Source organism: Phycisphaerae bacterium (assembly GCA_017999985.1).
GTDB lineage: Bacteria > Planctomycetota > Phycisphaerae > UBA1845 > Fen-1342 > JAGNKU01.
Genome location: JAGNKU010000010.1, coordinates 41,280 through 59,508, shown reverse-complemented (window position 1 = coordinate 59,508; position 18,229 = coordinate 41,280). Strand labels below are relative to the sequence as shown.

The 18,229-nt window shown below is 68.6% G+C and carries 15 protein-coding genes; 10 read left to right on the top strand and 5 right to left on the bottom strand.

Going from position 1 to position 18,229, the window contains the following annotated elements; translation table 11 throughout:
* Positions 1-43: 43 nt before the first annotated feature.
* Entirely contained in the window at positions 44-892 is an 849-nt protein-coding gene (locus KA383_14125) for an rRNA pseudouridine synthase (protein MBP7747255.1), read from the top strand.
* A gap of 50 nt (positions 893-942) precedes the next feature.
* A complete protein-coding gene (locus tag KA383_14120) occupies positions 943-2,730 on the top strand; it encodes a TIGR03960 family B12-binding radical SAM protein (GenBank protein ID MBP7747254.1) in 1,788 nt (595 codons plus the stop codon).
* 26 nt (positions 2,731-2,756) lie between these two features.
* Here the strand turns inward: KA383_14120 and KA383_14115 are convergent, their stop codons facing one another.
* Genes KA383_14115 through KA383_14105 form a run of 3 tightly spaced genes read right to left on the bottom strand, consistent with a single transcriptional unit; the run spans position 2,757 to position 6,771 of the window.
* A complete protein-coding gene (locus KA383_14115) occupies positions 2,757-5,099 on the bottom strand; it encodes an O-antigen ligase family protein (protein ID MBP7747253.1) in 2,343 nt (780 codons plus the stop codon).
* Positions 5,096-6,199, bottom strand: a complete 1,104-nt coding sequence (locus KA383_14110) for an undecaprenyl/decaprenyl-phosphate alpha-N-acetylglucosaminyl 1-phosphate transferase (protein ID MBP7747252.1) — start codon at positions 6,197-6,199, stop codon at positions 5,096-5,098. Before KA383_14110 ends, KA383_14115 begins: the two co-directional genes overlap by 4 nt.
* A complete protein-coding gene (locus KA383_14105) occupies positions 6,196-6,771 on the bottom strand; it encodes a DUF4416 family protein (GenBank protein ID MBP7747251.1) in 576 nt (191 codons plus the stop codon). The genes KA383_14110 and KA383_14105 overlap by 4 nt, the downstream gene beginning before the upstream one ends.
* Before the next feature lie 188 nt (positions 6,772-6,959).
* Between KA383_14105 and KA383_14100 the strand changes: the two genes are divergently transcribed.
* The 4 genes from KA383_14100 to KA383_14085 all read left to right on the top strand — a co-directional run bounded on the left by KA383_14100 (position 6,960) and on the right by KA383_14085 (position 11,609).
* Positions 6,960-8,189, top strand: coding sequence for a hypothetical protein (locus KA383_14100; GenBank protein ID MBP7747250.1), 1,230 nt, complete (start codon positions 6,960-6,962; stop codon positions 8,187-8,189).
* A 138-nt stretch (positions 8,190-8,327) separates the two neighbouring features.
* Positions 8,328-8,882: a hypothetical protein gene (locus tag KA383_14095; GenBank protein ID MBP7747249.1), complete on the top strand. Its 555-nt coding sequence runs from the start codon at positions 8,328-8,330 to the stop codon at positions 8,880-8,882.
* A gap of 92 nt (positions 8,883-8,974) precedes the next feature.
* Positions 8,975-9,940: a D-glycerate dehydrogenase gene (locus tag KA383_14090; GenBank protein MBP7747248.1), complete on the top strand. Its 966-nt coding sequence runs from the start codon at positions 8,975-8,977 to the stop codon at positions 9,938-9,940.
* Positions 9,941-9,977: 37 nt separating this feature from the next.
* Complete coding sequence (locus KA383_14085; protein ID MBP7747247.1) at positions 9,978-11,609, top strand: NADP-dependent glyceraldehyde-3-phosphate dehydrogenase; 1,632 nt, start codon at positions 9,978-9,980, stop codon at positions 11,607-11,609.
* 133 nt (positions 11,610-11,742) lie between these two features.
* Here KA383_14085 and KA383_14080 read toward each other — a convergent pair whose 3' ends face one another.
* A complete protein-coding gene (locus KA383_14080) occupies positions 11,743-14,214 on the bottom strand; it encodes a CocE/NonD family hydrolase (GenBank protein ID MBP7747246.1) in 2,472 nt (823 codons plus the stop codon).
* A gap of 134 nt (positions 14,215-14,348) precedes the next feature.
* On the opposite strand from KA383_14080, the gene KA383_14075 reads away from it, so the two are divergent.
* Both KA383_14075 and KA383_14070 read left to right on the top strand, forming a co-directional pair.
* The gene (locus tag KA383_14075) at positions 14,349-15,161 is read left to right on the top strand and encodes a ferredoxin--NADP reductase (GenBank protein MBP7747245.1); all 813 of its coding nucleotides are present in this window, start codon (positions 14,349-14,351) and stop codon (positions 15,159-15,161) included.
* A 311-nt stretch (positions 15,162-15,472) separates the two neighbouring features.
* Positions 15,473-15,835, top strand: coding sequence for a hypothetical protein (locus tag KA383_14070; protein ID MBP7747244.1), 363 nt, complete (start codon positions 15,473-15,475; stop codon positions 15,833-15,835).
* 106 nt (positions 15,836-15,941) lie between these two features.
* Here the strand turns inward: KA383_14070 and KA383_14065 are convergent, their stop codons facing one another.
* A complete protein-coding gene (locus KA383_14065) occupies positions 15,942-16,481 on the bottom strand; it encodes a CHRD domain-containing protein (GenBank protein ID MBP7747243.1) in 540 nt (179 codons plus the stop codon).
* Positions 16,482-16,775: 294 nt separating this feature from the next.
* Between KA383_14065 and KA383_14060 the strand changes: the two genes are divergently transcribed.
* Both KA383_14060 and KA383_14055 read left to right on the top strand, forming a co-directional pair.
* Positions 16,776-17,960, top strand: coding sequence for a hypothetical protein (locus tag KA383_14060; GenBank protein ID MBP7747242.1), 1,185 nt, complete (start codon positions 16,776-16,778; stop codon positions 17,958-17,960).
* The gene (locus KA383_14055) at positions 17,957-18,223 is read left to right on the top strand and encodes a hypothetical protein (GenBank protein ID MBP7747241.1); all 267 of its coding nucleotides are present in this window, start codon (positions 17,957-17,959) and stop codon (positions 18,221-18,223) included. Before KA383_14060 ends, KA383_14055 begins: the two co-directional genes overlap by 4 nt.
* Positions 18,224-18,229 lie beyond the last annotated feature (6 nt).

Genomic DNA, 18,229 nt, shown 5'->3' with positions numbered 1-18,229 from the left:
CCACACGCGCGCCCCCGCGCCAGAGTCCGGCGCCGGCGGCCGTGTGCGCCTGCAGAAATTCCTTTCCGACGCCGGCGTCGCCTCGCGCCGGCACGCCGAAGAACTGATCCTCGACGGCCGCGTGCTGATCAATGACCAGGTAGTGGACAGTCTGCCGGCCTTCGTCGATCCGGAGCACGACCGCGTGGTCGTGAACGGCACGCGCGTGCGACCGCGCCGCCCCGACTACTTCATGGTGCACAAGCCCAAGGGCGTCGTGTGCACGAACACCGACCCCGCCGGTCGGACCCGCGCCGTCGACCTGCTGCCGGACCTCCCCGCGCGGCTCTTTCCCGTCGGTCGCCTGGATGCGGAAACCAGCGGCCTGCTCCTCATGACCAACGACGGCGAGCTCGCCCAGCTCCTCACGCACCCGCGTTACGGCGTGCCCAAGACGTACGAGGCCGAGATCCGCGGCCGCGCGCCCGCCGATCTGCCGGCCCGCCTGAAGACCGGCGTTTTTCTGTCGGAGGGCAAGGCGCTCGCCGACGAGGTCGAGATTCTGCACGCCGGACAAGACCGCTCCATGCTGCGCATCACGCTGCGCGAGCGCCGCAATCGGCAGATCCGACGCATGCTCGTGCGCCTCGGCCACCCGGTCCGGAAGCTGAAACGCACGCAGATCGGGCCGCTGCTGCTGCACGGGCTGCCGGTGGGCAGCGCGCGCCGCCTCACCGCCGGTGAGCTGGCCGCCCTGCGCGCCGCCGCGGCCAAAGCGGCCGCCGCCGCCGAGCGACCGCCCCGCCGCCGCAAGCCAAAATCGACGACGGCCCCGTCCGCCGCGCGCGGCCAGCGCGGCACGCCGCGCCGACCCGAGCCGCCGGCCGGCCCGTCACGGCGCCTCATCACGTAGCCGTCCCGCGAGACGCGCGCGGCGGCGCTTCCAACCCAGGTACCCGGCACATGCAGCAACCCACACTCGCCGACCGCGTCAGCAACGAGCTTCTGCCGCATGTCCGGCAGCCGGCGCAATACATCGGCGGCGAAGTCAACCAGCTCGTTCAGCCCGGCGCCTGGGAGGCGGCCGCAGTTCGCGTCGTCATCGCCTTCCCCGATATCTACACCATCGGAATGTCCCACCTGGGTTGCCAGATTCTTTACTGGATCGCCAATCACACACCCGGCGTCTGTGCCGAACGCGTTTATTGCCCGTGGTGGGACGCCGAAGAGCTGATGCGCCGCCAACACCTGCCGCTCTTCACCTGGGACACGCGCCAGCCGGCCCGCTCCGCCGACATCTTCGCGGTCTCACTCCAGTACGAGCTGGGCTTCCCCGGCGTGCTGAATCTGCTTGACCTCGCCGGCATCCCGCTGCGCGCAGCCGAGCGCGGCGACGATGATCCGCTCGTCATCGCCGGCGGCCCGCAGGCGGACAACCCGGAGCCGCTGGCCGAGTTTCTCGACTTGGTGGTGATCGGCGACGGCGAGCAGGCGTTCGCGGAACTGCTCGCCGCGGTTCGCGAATACAAGGCCGGCGGCCTGCCGCGCCGGGCGATGATTCCCGCGCTGGCGCGCCGCTTTGCATGGGTTTACGCCCCCAACCTCTACGAGCCCTCGTACCACGCCGACGGCACGCTGGCCGAGCTGCGGCCCACGCTGCCGGGGCTGCCTGACGTCATCGAGCGCTGCCATGCGCCGGACTTCGAGACGGCGCCGTTTCCCGAGCGGCCGCTGGTCCCGTGGATCAACACCGTGCATGACCGCATCGCCCTTGAGATCATGCGCGGCTGTCCGAATCTCTGCCGCTTCTGTCACGCGGGGTATACGAAACGTCCGCTCCGCCTGCGCAGCGTGGCCCGCATTCTGGAACTCGCGGAGACCGCCTACTGGGCCACCGGTCACGAGGAGATCGGCCTGCTCTCACTTTCCACGGCGGACTATCCCCAGCTCCACGCCCTCGCCGAGCAGCTCAACGCCCGGTTCGCGCCCCGCATGACCAACATCAGCTTCCCCTCGCTGCGCGTCGACAAGATGCTCCAGGATATCCCGTCCATGGCCCGCTCGGTCCGCAAGGGCGGCTTGACGATGGCGGTCGAAGCGGCCTCGGACGACCTGCGGCGGGCCATCCGCAAGCGCGTCACCGACGCCGACCTGCTTGCCGGCGCGCGCGCCGCGTACGCCGCCGGGTGGAGCCGCATCAAGCTGTACTTCATGGCCGGCTTTCCCAACGAGCGGCCCGAAGACATCGATCGCATCTACGACTTGAGTGTCGCGGTGAGTCGCGAACGCTGCGCGTTGGGCCTCGCGCCCGCCGCCGTGACGGCGTCCGTCGCCTGGCTCGTACCCAAGCCGTTCACCCCGCTACAGTGGATGGCCCAGCCGCCCGCCGCGTACTTCGACTCCGTCCGGCGGCGCTTGCAGGCCCGCAAGCACGCCCAGCGTTCCGCGGTGCGCCTGGCCATGCAGCCGCCACAACGGGCCATCCTCGAGGCTGTGCTCGCGCGCGGCGATCGGCGAATCGGCCCGGCCATTCTCGAGGCCTGGCGGCGCGGCGCGCGGCTCGATGCCTGGACCGAACGCTTCTCGATCGAGCGCTGGCAGAACGCGTTTGCCACGGCCGGCGTAGACCCCGCCTTCTACGCGCACCGGGAGCGCCCCCTCACGGAGCGCCTGCCGTGGGACCACATCGGGCAGCATCTCAGCCGCGCTTACCTCGCGCGCGGCTACACGGAGTTGCACGACCAGCGCTGATACTGCGCGAGCGACATGGCAGGCCACTATTCCGTCGCCGGGTCCGTGTTGGCCGTCGTCGGGCGCGTGTCCGAGGCGCTCTCCGGTCCCGGCTCGTCGAGTAACCGTTGCGTGGCTTCCCGCTCCGCCGGGCGCAGGCGCATGACCTCGTATGAGGGCCAGAGGTCATCAATGCGGAGTGCCTCCCTGAAATGGCCGCGCGCGCGCTCGGCGGCGAGGGCTGTCCCCGTCGCCCGCCCCACCGCGAGCCAGGCCTTGCCCGCCGAGATCCGCAGTCGCGGACTGGTCGGGTATAGCGACACGGCCCGTTCCCACGCCGCCGCGGCTTCGGACCAGGCGTCCAACGAGCCTTGCCGCGCCCCAGACTCGCCGTACAACCGGCCCAGTTCCTCGTGGATCCCGGCCAGGACCGCCTGGCTGGTGTGATCACGCGGATTACGCGCACATGCAATCTGGGCATACTCCTGCGCCTGGCGCGCCCATTCTTGCCGCCGGCCGATCTCCGGCGGCGCCGCGTGACTGAGCTGCAGCATGGCACGCGCTGCGCTGCGTGCCGCCGTCGAGCCACCGCCGGGCACGGCGGCCGCGCGCGCCGCGGCGGCCGGGATCGCGTCTGCCCGGCCACTGCGCAAGGCTGCATCCAGCGCATTCAGGGCGCTCACCGTCGCCACGCTTGGGCAGACAACAAATAGCACGTGTGCCACGGTCATGCCGCCAACCAACAACCACGGCACGTGTCCGCGCCAGGTGCGCGCTGACTCCACCGGGACGGCCGCCGCGGTCCGGGCGCCTCCCAGCGTCACCGCGCCTGCCGCGCACAGGACGCCCACGGCGAGTCCGGCCGGCGTCAGCAGGGCGAAGTCCACCAGCCCATGCACCAGCGCCGCGAGCAGCGCGGCACACAGCCCGGCCACCAGCCACGCCCGGCCGTTCGGCGCGCGCGTGACGACATCGAGCAGCCACAGCGCCACGAGCAGCGCCAGCGTCCACACCGCGGCGATTTCCTGGCCCCAGACCAGCGCGACGCCCGGCGCGCCAAATGGTGTCGCCGACGCGACTGCCTGCACCAACAGCACGCTCGCCACCACGGGCACACAGCGGCCCGCGGTCACGCCGCCCGCCGCGGGTTGGTCCGCGGCGGGCGGGGCAAGGGCGCGCATACTCGCGAGCACCACGCCGGCACACAGGACGATGCCGGCTACCAGTCCCAGCGGCCCCAGCTCGACCAAGAGCCCCACCCACAGATTGTGCGGGTTCCGCACTTCCTCCGTGCTTTCAGCGGGCTTGTAGCGCGTGTAAGCCTCCGCGAAATTCTCACGTCCAAGTCCGGTGAGCGGCACGTCCTGGATCGCCCGGGCCGCAGCCGTCCAGTAGTACCAGCGAAACGCGAGCGATGCCCCGGGCAGTGTGCCACGCTGGAGCCCGTACGCGACCCCGGCGCCCACAAGCGCCGCGTAACCCGCCAGCGCCACCAGCAATACGGCCCGCGCGTGCCGCGCCACCCACGCCGCACACATGCCCAGGCACAGCAGGAGCAGCACCCCGCCTGCCGCCGCGACTGCCGCGCCGCGACTGCCGGTCAGCCACAGCGCGCCGGCAACTGACGCGCACAACACTGCGCTCGCCACGGCCGGGCCCGCCACGCTGCGCAGCGGCCGCCGCCCCAGCGCGCCGCCCAGCACCCCGCCGGTCGCCAGCAGCCACATCATGAGGCCCGAGGCGGTGATGTTCGGATGGCCGAGAAAGCCGTACGCTTCTCCGGCCTGCATCCGGCGTTCGAAGTTAATGAACAGCGGATCCTGCGGGTCGAAGCCCTGGCGCAGCAGGGCCGGCTTGTAGACGGTCTCCCAGCGTGCGCGCGTCTGCGGGTTTTCGTACAGGGCCTGGCTCACGCACTTGATGGCCGTCGTGATCCCCGTCGCCAGCAGCACGGCCACCAGCAGTGTCGCCATCCACCGGGCCCGCGCCAGCCTGACAAGCGCCGCACCTCCCAACACCAGCGCCACAAGATCGGCCCCCGCCAGCAGCGCCAGCGTCCGCTCGCCCGCCACACACGACGATACGATCACGGCCATCGTCAACAGGGTGACGCCCAGCGCGATGGCCCCGCCCCATCCTCGCCGCGTGCGAGCCAGCGCACACGCCGCCGCCGCGAGCAGCAGGCTGTCTAGCACCGCGGTCGTCGCGGGTGTCGGTCCGCCGCTCACCTCCAGCGCCGTCAGAAACGAGACCTGGAGGGGTTCGAACGTCTCGCTGAGCAGCGGACGCGCCCCCAGTAGCGCCAGCAATGCCCAGAACAGGGCGCGGTCCACCCACGACGCAGCAGGTTCCGGGACGGCGGCCGCGATGGGGCGGGCGGCGCTCTTCATGGCTTCTTGCGCAACGGGGCTTCCAGGATGGCAACGATCGCCAGCACCATCAGTACGATGACGCCCAGGGTCACGGTTCGCCGCAGGTCCGCCCCCGGCAGCAGCGTGGCCGTCAGGCCGGTGGTGGCCGCGGCCAGGTAGATCGTGAGGACGGCGAACCGCCGGGACAGGCCACGCTCGACCAGCCGGTGCGAGAAGTGCCGCTGATCGCCCTTCATCGGATTGCGCCCCTCGAGCAGCCGGATGATTACGACGCTGGAGAAGTCATACAGCGGAATCGCCAGGATCACGAGCGGCATCGCCAGCGCGTACGGCGGCGCACCGTGGCCGCTCTGAAAGTACGTCGTCAACACCGACACGCACGCCAGCAGGTAGCCCGCCACCAGGCTGCCCGCGTCGCCCATGAAGATGCGCGCCGGCGGAAAATTGAAAATCAGGAAGCCGCCGATCGCACCCAGGGCCACGCAGGCCAGGGCCGGCACCAGCACCTGCCCGGCCATCAATCCGCACGCCGCGAAGAAGAAGAGCCCGATTGCCGCCACGCCGGCGCTGAGCCCATCCATGTTGTCCAGGAAGTTGAACGCGTTGACGATCACGATGAACCACACCGTCGTCAGCGTCACCGAGGCCTCGACGCCCCAGAATTCCGCCACCCGCACCCGCCCCACCACCGCCACGAACAACGCGACGACGATGATCGCCAGCAACTTCCGCACCGGTGGCAGGGGGTGCTTGTCGTCCCACAGGCCCAGTACGTGCAGCGCCAATGCCCCAGCCAGAATCGCGAGCAACTGCCCGCTCTTCTCGCGCATGCCGCCCACGTACGCGCGGAGCGTCTCGCCGAAGGTGTCCTCCAGCCACGCCGGCGGTACGACGGCCGCCAGCAGCAGCGCCCCGCCCAGCGCCAGCAGCACCGACACGAAGATCGCGCAGCCGCCGGCGTACGGCGTGGGCTCTTTGTGCGACTTGTGCCCGCCGGGACGGTCCACGAAGCCGATGCGCAGCGCCACCTTCCGTGCGACGACCGTCAGCACTGCCGACAACACGAGCACGGCCAGGGTGGCGCCGGCGAGCACCGCGAGCAGCGCGACGCGACTCATGCGGCCCCCGTGGCCGCCGATTCCGCCGGCGGCGCCGACGCGCGCTGTTGCCGATACAGTTCGCGCAGCTTCAGGAAGAATGCGTGATAGTCCGGCTGGGCGTAATCCGGGTACGTCCACGGGAAGGTCTGCCACGCGTTGCGGGCATACTGGAGTGTGACCTCCGCGTAGATACCGTGCCCAAGGTAGACGCGGTGCCCGCGGTCCTTCGTCGTCGCCAGCACCAGCTTCGTCAGGTCCAGGTAGCCAGGGTCAATGTTTACCGGACGCGGGATATCCGACAGCAGACACTGCTCGGCGATCTCCAGCTCCAGCGCGTTGGTCTCGTGCTTGATCTCCACCAGCCGGTCCGGGTTCACCAGCGGCCTAAACGCATAAAAGCACCGTTGCAGGCCCGGTCCCATCTCCGCGGCGTAATAGTCCGTGTGATCAAACGGCCAAATGTCGCTTTCCAGATCGACCGGCCCGAAACGCCTGGCCAGCAACTGCCGCGCCCGGCGCAACAAGTCGAGGTCGCCGCTGAGGAGCCCGGCGAAGAGCTTGACCGGCTGGGCCGTGCGCGGAATGGACATGGCCGAAAGTGTAGCGTCCCGCTAACATTCGGGCGAGCCGAAGGCGGACCTGCCCCGTTTTAGCGGGTTCCACGGGCGGGTCCGGGACGCCGATAGTGTATTTAGCCGACGCAACGGGCTCGGCCGGCGCGGGCGATTGCAGGCGCCGGCCGCGCACGGCGGAGAGACGTGCTCGCAGGGCCTACAAAATGAACATCGCCTTGTTCGAGGACGACGGATACAGGCGGCTCCTGCCGTTGACGTGGCTGCGCCCCGCCTTCGAGTTGCGCTGCGGCCGCGACCGGTTGATCGACAAGGTCCGCAGCCATGTCCGCGGTCGGCTTGCCCGGACTTTCGTCCGCGCCCCCCTCACCGACGTGGTCGCCGAACGCTGCCCGCTGGAGCAAGCGGAGCCCGCCGCCGATTGGTGCTTGCTGAACGCGCGGGCGCTGGTCTCCGGCGACATCGCGCCGCCGCCGCCGGGTTGCGCCTGGCGTTACAACGGCGAGCTGGTGGCCTGCAGCGTCGCGGCCGCCGAGCTCAACCAGCTCACGCCGGCGATCCTCCGGGACCCCGCCGCCCTCGGCGAGTGGGCGACGCGCCTGCGGCCGGCGCCCCTGCCGGCCGTGGTTCGGTTGCTCGAGTACCCGTGGGACCTCGTCCTCGCGAATGCGGGCGAGCTGCGCCGGCAGTGCCGCAACGGCGGCGAGCATGAGGGGGAGATCTACCCCGGTGCACACCTGGTCCACGCCGACCAGATCCATCTCGGGCGTGGTGCGCGGATCAAGCCGGGCGCCGTGCTGGATGCCGAGGATGGGCCGGTCTACATCGAGCGCGATGTGCTGATCGAGGCGAATGCCGTCATCCAGGGCCCCGGCTACATCGGTCCGGGCTCGATCGTGCGGACCGGGGCGACGCTGCGGCCGGGGACGACGGTCGGACCGATGTGCCGCGTGGCCGGGGAGATTTCGGGCTGCATTTTCCAGGGCTATGCCAACAAGCAGCACGAAGGCTACCTGGGCCACAGCTTCGTCGCGGAGTGGGTCAACATCGGGGCCGGCACGATCACCAGCGACCTCAAGAATACCTACGGCACCATCCGGGTCAGCCTCAACGGCGTTGGCGTGGAAACCGGGCAGTGCTTCATCGGCTCATTCATCGGCGATCACAGCAAGACCGGCATCGGCACGATCCTGCCGACCGGGTGCGTGATCGGCGTCGCGTCGCACGTGTTCGCGACGAGCGCCGTGCCGAAATTTGTCCCGTCCTTCGCGTGGCTGACGGACGCCGGAATGACGGAATGCCGCGTGGACAAGGCTGTGCACATCGCCCGCACGGTCATGGGGCGGCGGGACGTCACGCTGAGCCCGGCTGAGCAGCGCCTCCTCGAGGACGTGGCCGGGGCGGCACGCGCGGTTGAGGCCGCCGGATGGCGGTAGCCAGCGGGCGGCGCGGGGCTTGTCGTACCCGGCGGGGCGGCTACACTAACAGGCCCTCAGGGTGTGGTTCGCGTTCCGGCGGGCCTACGGATGGCGTCTCGCCGGTGTTCCAGGTGTTCGGCAGCGAGGTATTCACCGATGATGACGCGATTGATTGCCGCGACGACGGTACTGGTGGGCATGGTGCTGGCGAGCGGGTGCAGCGCGACGAGCGGCGCCTCCACCGGCTTCAACGTCACCAAGAATCTCTTCCGCAAGGACAGCAACCTGCGGGTCTTTCTCGATGGCGAGCAGGCCAAGCAGAGCACGCTGCGGAAAGGCCTCAGCGGCTACGCCCCGTTCGTGATCAACAAGGAAGCCTCGACCTCGCCGGTCTTCCGCTACGAGATCATCGAGCCGAAGAAGTTCGGCTTCATCAAGTCCGTGACGATGCAGGTCCACCAGAAGTTCGAGGCCGACTTCTCGGACATCCCCGACTATGTCATCTACGCGGCCCGGCAGGACAGCGAAGCCCAGATGAAGCCCAACGTCGATTATGACCTGGGCAACCTCGGCCCCGACTTCAAGATCCTCGACAAGAAGGACAAGACGGTCGACCGGGTCGCGTTCGTGCCGGGCGTCGAGTACCTCCTGGTCCTGACGCTCTCGGCCGACAAGAGCGAGTCGGTGCAGATCTACTTCAAGACCAGGTAGTGCCCCGCCGCGGCCACGCGCCGCAGGCGATCCGTGCGACGCGTTGCCCCGCACCCGTGCGTGCAGGCGTGTTGGGCGCCGGAGGATGACCGATGAGCAAACCCCGCGTGCTGATCACGCGCCGCGTGCCGCCGCCGGCCCTGGAGCTGCTGCGCAACGCGGGCTTCCTCGTCGACGTCTTCGACCAGGACGATCCGCCCACCCGTGCTGCGCTTTTGGAGCGCGTGCCCGGCGCCGCCGCCCTCGTCACCATGCTCAGCGAGCGGGTCGATGCGGAGTTGCTCGCGGCCGCGGGCCCCTCGCTGCGCATCGTCGCCAACTTCGCGGTCGGATTCGACAACATCGACGTACCGGCCTGCACGGCACGGCAGGTGCATGTGACGAACACACCCGGCGTGCTCACGGACGCGACGGCCGATCTCGCGTGGGCCCTGATCCTGTCCGTGGCCCGCCGCGTCGTCGAGGGCGACCGTTTGGTTCGCGCGGGGCTGTGGACCGGCTGGGCCCCCATGCAACTGCTCGGGCTGCAACTGACCGGCGCCACCCTGGCGCTGATTGGCGGCGGGCGGATCGGCACGGCGGTCGGCCTGCGCTCGCAGGGCTTCGGGATGCGCGTGGTGTACGTGGATGACAAGCCCAGCCCGCTGCTCGATGAGCGCCTCGGCGCGCAGCGCGTCCCCTTGAGCGACGCCCTTGCCGCCGCCGACGTGCTGAGCATCCACGTGCCGCTTACGCCGCAGACACGGCACATGATTGGCGCGGCCGAGTTCGCCGCGATGAAGCCGACCGCGATCCTGATCAACACGGCGCGCGGCCCGGTCGTCGACGAGGCCGCGCTCGTGGAGGCGCTGCGTCACAAGCGCATCGCCGCCGCCGGCTTCGATGTGTACGAGCACGAACCGCGGCTGACCCCCGGGCTGGCCGAACTGCCCAACGTCGTGCTGCTCCCCCACCTCGGCAGCGCGGCCACGGCGACGCGCCAGAAGATGTCGCAGATGGTAGCGCAAAACGTGATCGCAGTGCTGACCAATCAACCGCCGCCCAACCCGGTCAATTAACCCGACCCCCACGGCGGCGGCCTGCGAGGAAGCGAACATGCCAACGCGCGTGAGCGTACCCGCCAAGATCTTCCCCGCCGCCCTGACGCAGATTCCCGCCGACATGCGGGTCGAGTACTACCGCGCCGGGGCACGCTACCTCATCGACGGCCAGGTCCGCGACTGGGATGGGCCCTGCGAGGAAGTGCACTCGCCCGTGTGCATCGACGGGCCCGGCGGCCCCACGCCCTTCGCCCTCGGCCGCTATCCGCTGATGACCGCGGAGGTGGCGCGCGAGGCGCTCGCGGCTGCCCGTAAAGCGTACAACCACGGCTGCGGCGTCTGGCCGGGCATGTCGGTGGCTGACCGGATCCGGCACGTCGAGGATTTCATCCCGCGTATGGAAGCCGTGCGCGACGAGGTCGTCCGGCTGCTCATGTGGGAGATTGGCAAGACGTTGCCCGACGCCCGCAAGGAGTTCGACCGCACCGTCGACTACATCCGCGACACTGTCCAGGCCCTCAAGGAACTTGATCGCACCAGCTCGCGCTTCGCCGTCGAGCAGGGCTTCGTCGCCCAAATCCGCCGTAGCCCGCTCGGCGTCGTGCTCTGCATGGGCCCCTTCAACTACCCGCTGAACGAGACGTTCACCACGCTCATCCCCGCCCTCATCATGGGCAACACCGTCATCTTTAAGCCGCCCAAGCACGGCGTACTCCTCCACGCCCCCCTGCTCAAGGCGTTCGCCGAGTCGTTCCCGCCCGGCGTGGTCAACACGGCCTACGGCGACGGCCGCACGATCATCGGCCCGCTGATGGAAAGCGGCGACATTGACGTGCTCGCCTTCATCGGCTCAGCCAAGGTGGCCGCCCTGCTCAAACACCAGCACCCCCGCCCCAACCGGCTGCGATGTGTGTTCGGCCTGGAAGCGAAGAACCCCGCGGTCATCCTGCCGCACGCGGACCTCGACCTGGCTGTGAAGGAATGCGCCCTCGGCGCGCTCTCCTACAACGGCCAGCGCTGCACGGCGATCAAGATCATCTTCGTGCACCACAGCGTCGCGGACACGTTCTGTGCCCGCCTCGCCGTCACCGTCGGCCAGTTCCTCGCGGGGATGCCCTGGGAAGACGGCGTCCAGATCACGCCGTTGCCCGAGGACGGCAAACCCCAGTGGCTGCGCAAGCTCGTCGACGAGGCCGTCGCCGGCGGCGCCCGGATCATGAATCCCGGCGGCGGCGTCATCGACCACACGTTCTTCTACCCCGCCGTCCTCTACCCGGCGAAGCCAAAGATGGAAATCTGCCAGGTTGAGCAGTTCGGTCCCGTCGTCCCGGTGCTGCCCTACAACGACGAGCAGGAGGTCATCGACTGGGTGATCAACTGCCCGGTCGGGCAACAGGCGGCGCTGTTCGGCAACGAGCCGCAGCGCATGAGCCGGCTGATTGACACGCTGGTGAACCAGGTCTGCCGGGTGAATCTCAACAGCCAGTGCCAGCGCGGCCCCGACACGTTTCCGTTCACCGGCCGCAAGGATTCCGCCGAGGGCACGCTCTCCGTCTCCGACGCGCTGCGTGTCTTCTCCATCCGCAGTCTCGTCGCCGCGAAGGCCAACGACGCCAACGAGAAACTCGTCTCCGAGATCATCCGCGGCCGACACTCGAAGTTCCTGTCGACGGACTTCATTTTCTAGCCGCGTGAATCCGAGCCCGAAGCGCCAGCGAGCGCCCCGCTCGATCACACAGACATCGAGGCCGCCCCACCCGCTGCGCGGACCCGGCGCTGCCGCTTCGGGTTCTGGGGGCAACGCCAGCCCGCGCTGGCCACTACGGCACCGCCGGGATCACCGGCAGCAGCACGTGCGACGGATACTCCGCGCTGTGATAGATCGTCTGCTCCGCCGCGACGTAGTCCGTCTCCATCTCATTATGCCCGCCGGTGTTCAGGTTACGTGAGAACATTGGGAAGGACGCCGACGCGACCTCCACGCGCAGCCGCCGCCCCGACGGGATCGTGATGCCGGTCTGCCACAGGTCGAGCTGATACTCGTACACGCGCCCCGGCTCCAGCAATTCCGGGTTCATCGTCGACTGTCGGAATCGCGCGCGCAGCCGGCCCTCCACGAGCGGGAAGATCTGCCCGTCCTCGCTGACCTCCATCAGCCGCACAAACCAATCCGTGTCGCGCGCCGTCGTGGCGGCGTACAACACCGCCGACACCGGCCCCGCAATCGTCAGTGCTTCGGTAAGCGGCTCCGTCGTGTACACGAGAATGTCCTTCCGCGCCCGCGTCGTGTTCTCATGGAACACTTCCCGCGCCTGTTTCTCGTCATCAACCGACCGCTCTGCACCTTCCGAAACATCCAAGCCCGTGAAGAAATTCGGGTCCGGCGTCGGGTCGCCAGGATCATACGTGTACTGGTCCGAGGTCGCCCCGGTCGGCGGCTCATTCGACAGGCGACCATCGCCGGTGGACGTATTCGCATGTCCGCCGCTCACCAGATACCACTTCTCGAAGCGCGTCAGCGGCAGCGGATACACGTTGCCGCGCAGCCACTTGTTCGCTCCCATCACGAACACGCTCACCAGCGGCTCATTCGCGACGCCGTTGTCAGCACCCTTCAGCCAGTGGTCCAGCCAGCGCAAGCGCTCCGCCTGCAAATCGATCACCGCCTCGGGGCCGAAGTCGCGGCCCTGCGTCACGCGCTGTGCATCCTGCGTATGCCCCCACGGTCCGACCACCAGCTTCTGGTACGGAGCCCCATGGCTCGCCATCCGCAGGTAGTTCAGCTTCGTGCCGATGCCGTCGCCGTCGTACCACCCCGCCTGGTGAAACACGGGGATGCGCACGTCCTTCAGCCGGTCGAGGAAATTCGCCGGCGCCCAGTACGCGTCATTCGTCGGGTGCGCGATCCACGTGCGCCAGTAGCGGTTCTCCTTCCCCAGTACCGCCTTGTCCAGCTCAATCACCGGCAGCGCCTGCAGGTGCTTGTGGTAGTCCTTGCCCCGCACCTTCGCCATCGCCGCCCCCGAAATGTCCGCCGTGGCCTCGCTCTCCAGCACGTCCGCCCAGAACACCGCGCCCGTCAGGAAGAACGTGCCGTACTCGTACGGCACGTTGTAAAACGGGTCCGGCGGCGACACGCTCGGGAGGATCGTCACCAGGTGCGGCGGCTTGCGGCTGGCCGCCCACCACTGCACCCAACCGCCGTACGATGCACCCACCATGCCGACCTTGCCGCTCGACCACGGCTGCGCGGCCAGCCACTCGATCGCGTCATAGCCGTCGTCCGCCTCGTGAATGAACGGCTCCCACGTCCCCTCCGACCCAAACCGCCCGCGACAGTCCTGCGCCGCGAACACGTACCCACGCCGCGCGTAGTAGCGCGCCGTGACCTCCGCCATGTCCTTCTTGTACGGCGTGCGCGTCAGGATGACCGGGAAACGCCCCCCGGCGTCCGGCCGATAGATATCCGTCGCGAGGTGCACGCCGTCGCGCATCGGCACGCGAACGTCCTTATCCACCTTGATCTCATGTTCCGGCGCTGCCTGACTGGCGGCCGTCGCAGACTTGCGGAGCTCGTCGTACCCTTCGCGCACAAACGCCGCGTGCTGGGCCGGAATGTCGACCAGACAGGTGCGCCCGTCCTCATCGACCCAAAGCGCCGCATCCACACCGGGCAGGCCGTATGTAAAGCGCGCGAAGTGCGTTGGGCGCCCCTTGATCGTGCGCGTCTCTGCGGGCAACGCTTCCAGCGTCGCGTCCGCCACCGCGCTCGGCACGAAGAACACCGGCAATGTCTGCTTGCCGCCCTTCTGCCGGTCATATGCCCGCACCGCCATGCTCGTCAGCGCCGGAGCCGTGTTCTCGAACAGCACCGCCCCGGCCCGAAGCGAAATGTTCGTGACCGACTCGCCGATCGTCCGCCGGGCAACGTCGCCCGCGCGCTCCAGCGTCGCCGGGCCTTTTGCCGTGTCGAGCGTGATCCGCTTCCAGATGCCCGCATCGTCCGGCGTAATGTTCAGCCGGCGCGTCACCGTCTGACCCGCGGTCGAGATTACCTGCGTGTTTTCGAAACGCCCGTCCTTAGTCCAGGTAAATTCGATCGTCGCGACAGCGTCGTCGTTCACATAGAGCTGGAACTTGCCATCGTCCGCGAATCCCGCCAGCGACGCCGGCGGGCCACTCGGCTGGCTCGCCGGCTGCGTGGCGTCTTGAGCGTACGCCGCCGCGCCCAGCGCGCAGACCAGCCCCCACACCGCCCCAGTCCGTCCGCCGCGCATCATCGCCCTTGCCACCCGGCACCTCCTGTCGGCTCCAGTTCCCCTGGCGCCATTCTCGCCCGTCGCGCCTCACGCGTCACCCGCCGTCGATCGGGCCCGACACCCCCCGACAACTTCCGACGCCCCGCCACGCTGCGTAGAATAGGCGAATGGAAGCCGATCCGACCAACGCCACCCTCGTTGCCCGCGAAGACCTCACGGACATCCTCAGCATCGTTCGCGTCCGCCCGGACTCCGGCACCGTGCCGCCCTTCACCCCGGGGCAGTTCCTGCGGCTCGGCCTGCCACGTCCGCCGGCGCCGGATGGCGCCGCCTCGCGACCAACCGCGAAACCCGGCCGCATCCGCCTCACCCGCCGGGCGTATTCCATCGCCTCCTCGCCGCTCGTCACCGAGACCGTGGAATTCTTCGTCGTCCGCGTCGAGGCCGGCGAGCTGACGCCGCGCCTCTGGGAAATCGGCCCCGGCGACCGGCTGTGGATGGACACCGAAGCGAAGGGCGAGTTTAGCATCGACCTGGCGCCGCCGGACCGTGACCTGGTCATGATCTCGACCGGCACCGGCATCGCGCCATTCCTGTCGATGCTGCGGACCTACCGTGGCCAGAACCGTTGGCGACGATTCGTGCTCATCAACGGCGTGCGCTTCAGCCCCGATCTCGGCTACCGGGCAGAGATGGAAACCATCGCCCGCGAGGATCCGACGGTGGTCTACATTCCGCTTGCGACCCGCGAACCGGCTGACAGCCCGTGGGTGGGCCGCCGCGGCCGCGTGCAGACGGTGCTGGAGCCAGACACGTATCACGCGCTGGTCGGCGCCCCGCTCGACCCCGCGCAGTGTCACGTGTTCCTATGCGGCAATCCCGACATGATTGACGCGGTGCAGAAGCTGCTCGAAGATCGCGGCTTCGTCACCGACGACCGCACAACACGCGGCAACCTGCACTTCGAGCGTTACTGGTAGCGAGCGGCGGATGCTCCGGCCCTCGGGTGGCACGGCCGTCCCGGCCGTGAATTTGTCCCGCCAGCCCGCGGATTTTCGTTGACATGCGCCGGGCACATTCGCTATCTTCCCGCCTCTTCCAAGGAGCCCGATGTGTGCCCGGTCCTGCACATTTCGACCAACCTCAAGCGGTGGCGCGCCACAAGTACGGATTGCGCCCGCTATGACCGGCCAGCCTTCGGCTAGTCGGCGGCCGGTTCCTCGTCCGATTCGCGAAGGTTTCTTTCGGGTAACCCTGACTGTGCGCCCCCGCCGGGCGGGAGGCAGCGAACATGGATTATGAACTGAACATCGCGCGGGCCGTCGCGCCGGAAGACCTCCGGCCGGGCCAGTACGTCGCGCCGCTGCACGTCGTCAGCGAGCGTATCCGTGAAGCGTGGGAGTGCCTCGACGCCGACAGCGACAAGCTCGTGCGCATTGCGCGCCTGCCCGAGGGCGAGCCGACCCCCGTGCTGATTGTCGAAGTCTGCCTGCCGTTCGTCTTCATTCAGACGGCCGAGGGCAAGCACAGCGTTCTCGACGTGCGCCGCTGGCGCCTGGCGCATGTCGCGGAGCAGTTCGGCCAGCGCGTCTTCGCGCAACTCGCCACCGAGAAGCGCGACGAGGAAAAGCCCGCAGAGACGAAGTCCGAATGAAGCGGAACGACTACGGTACGCCGACCGCGCGGCCTCCGCGCCGCGCGGCCGGCACAGCCGTGGTACGCGCTTCAACACAACGTTGCGGCTGCCACCCGTGACGGCATCAGCGGCGGCGGAACGCAAACAGCGCGCCGGCGACTAGCGCACCCAGCGCCGTCGGCTCCGGGACCAGCGTCAGAAACCCGCGAATCTCGCCGCCGGGGAAAACATTCGAATGAAGGTTGAAGTAGGCCGTGCCCGCCGCCATGCTGGCCGCCAGTGCGGCTTCCGCGCCGGCCGCCGTCCCGCCGTTCGCCGTCACAAAGGCAGCGTTATACGTCGACGTCACGCTCGTGTCGAAAGTGGCATCGTACGTACCGGCGGTCACGCCGGCCGGGAAGCCCAGAAAAGTCGGCAGCATCGTGGCGACGCCCGCCGTGCCGGTGCCGGGGACTGCTGTTGGGGCGTGGATGTGCGCCGCCGTGCTGTTGCCCAGCAGCCCGGCGAATTCGACATTTACGTGGAGCGTGTGCGCTACGACGTCGATATCCACGAGCGCGAGGCCCGTGCCGGGTGACGCGTTCGGCGGGCTTTCGGCCGGCCCTGACAACACCGCCTGGTAGTAGATCGGAGCCGCGCTCGCTGCGGTCGCGATCAGCAACAGCCCGCTGAACAATGCAGAGAGATTGCTCAATGATGGACGCATGTGCCTGCCTCCTGAGTCGGGGACTCTTCACGGCCCGCAGTGAGGAGTATAGGCAGTCAAAACGCGATCGCCGGGAAGTAGGCACGGGGGCCGGTGGTCAATCCGGCCGGCGATTGCGCGGTCGGGCGAGTGCCTGTCCGCCTCGTCGACGAGGGACGCGAATCTGATTGTGCAGTGATGGGCCGGGGCCCTGCTGCGACGTGGACTGCGTATCCGTCGCTTTCTCTTGCGATCCGCCCGTATACTGTCCGCATGCCAAACTCAACCGGGGTCAGGATTGTCGGCTGCCTTGGTTCACTGTGCATCGCGGCGGCGATTTGGCTGCCGACCGTCCACGTGCTGTTTCGACCCCGCCTCACTGAACTCGCCGGGAGCACCAGCACGCCGGTTCGCGCCCGCGAGATGGCTCAGTACCACCTGCGGCAGCTCCAGGATGACATGGCCGCACAGCGCGCCGACATGCGCACCACCAACGCCGAGTGGGACCTGATGGGCCGGACGTACCTGGTACTGGCACTGGCGAACCTCAGCCGCCGTGAGGTGCAGCAGGCGCCAGAGTACCTCCGGACGATCGATGCCATGCTCGAGGATACATTGCGCATCGAAGCCCAGTATGGGCAGCTCCACTTCCTGATGCCCTACGCGCTCAGTGGCGCGTGGCAGCAGCAGCCGGCCCGCAGCCAGTTTGTCGACAGCGAGATCGCGCTGATGCTGGCGGTGCGGCAGACAGTGAGCCCGGAATCACGCTTTGAACTGGCGCTGGCAAAGCGCCTGCGGGTTATCCAGGAGCGCATGGAGGCCAGTCCGGTCCTGTGCGCCGAAAGCTATCCGGATGAATGCTGGGTGTTCTGCAACACGATGGCCCTGGCGGCCATGCGAATCAGCGACGCGTGCGGCGGGACGGATCACAGCGCGTTCGCGCGGCGCTGGGTTGAGATCGCGCGCCAGCAGCTCGTGGACAGTTGGACCGGCCTCCTGCTGTCGAGCTTCACGTGGTACGGCGAGCCACGCGACGGGCCAGAAGGATCATCAATCTGGATGGCCGCCCACTGTCTCCAGCTAGTCGATCCGGCGTTTGCAGCGGAGCAGTACGCGGGCGCGAAGCGTGAACTCGGGCGCGAGCTGCTCGGATTCGGCTTCGCCCGCGAATGGCCACCTTCCTGGCAGAACGCGGCGGATGTTGATTCTGGGCCGATCGTCCCGGGCCTGGACATCAGCGCCGGCTCGAGCGGGCTGGCCTGCGTCGCCTCCGGTGCGTTTGGCGACGCCGAGTTCCAGCGGAAGCTGATCACGACGCTGGAATTCGCGGCGTTCCCGATCCGTGACAGCGCTGGACTGCGCTATGCGGCGAGTAATCAGGTGGGCGACGCAGTGTTGCTGTACAGCATCGTGCAGGGCCCGCTCTGGCACGAATCGCGCTCGGGAGCATGGCCATGAAACCACTACGCTGGCTCTTCTCGCCGCTGGGATTCGTCTTGGTGGCGATGCTGCTGATCAGCTTATACCGGGCCAGCGATGCCGCGGGCTGGCGCAGCTACACGTGCATTATCTCCGGCACGGTCCCAGCGGGCATGACAATGGGAGCCACGCTCTGGCGCGGTGGCATCTACGCCGTCCTCTACTTCGGCAGCATTCTGATGGCTCCGATCCTGCTGCTCGCGGCTGCCTTGCAGATCGTGGTATTCCGGCGCCTGTGCTGACACCGA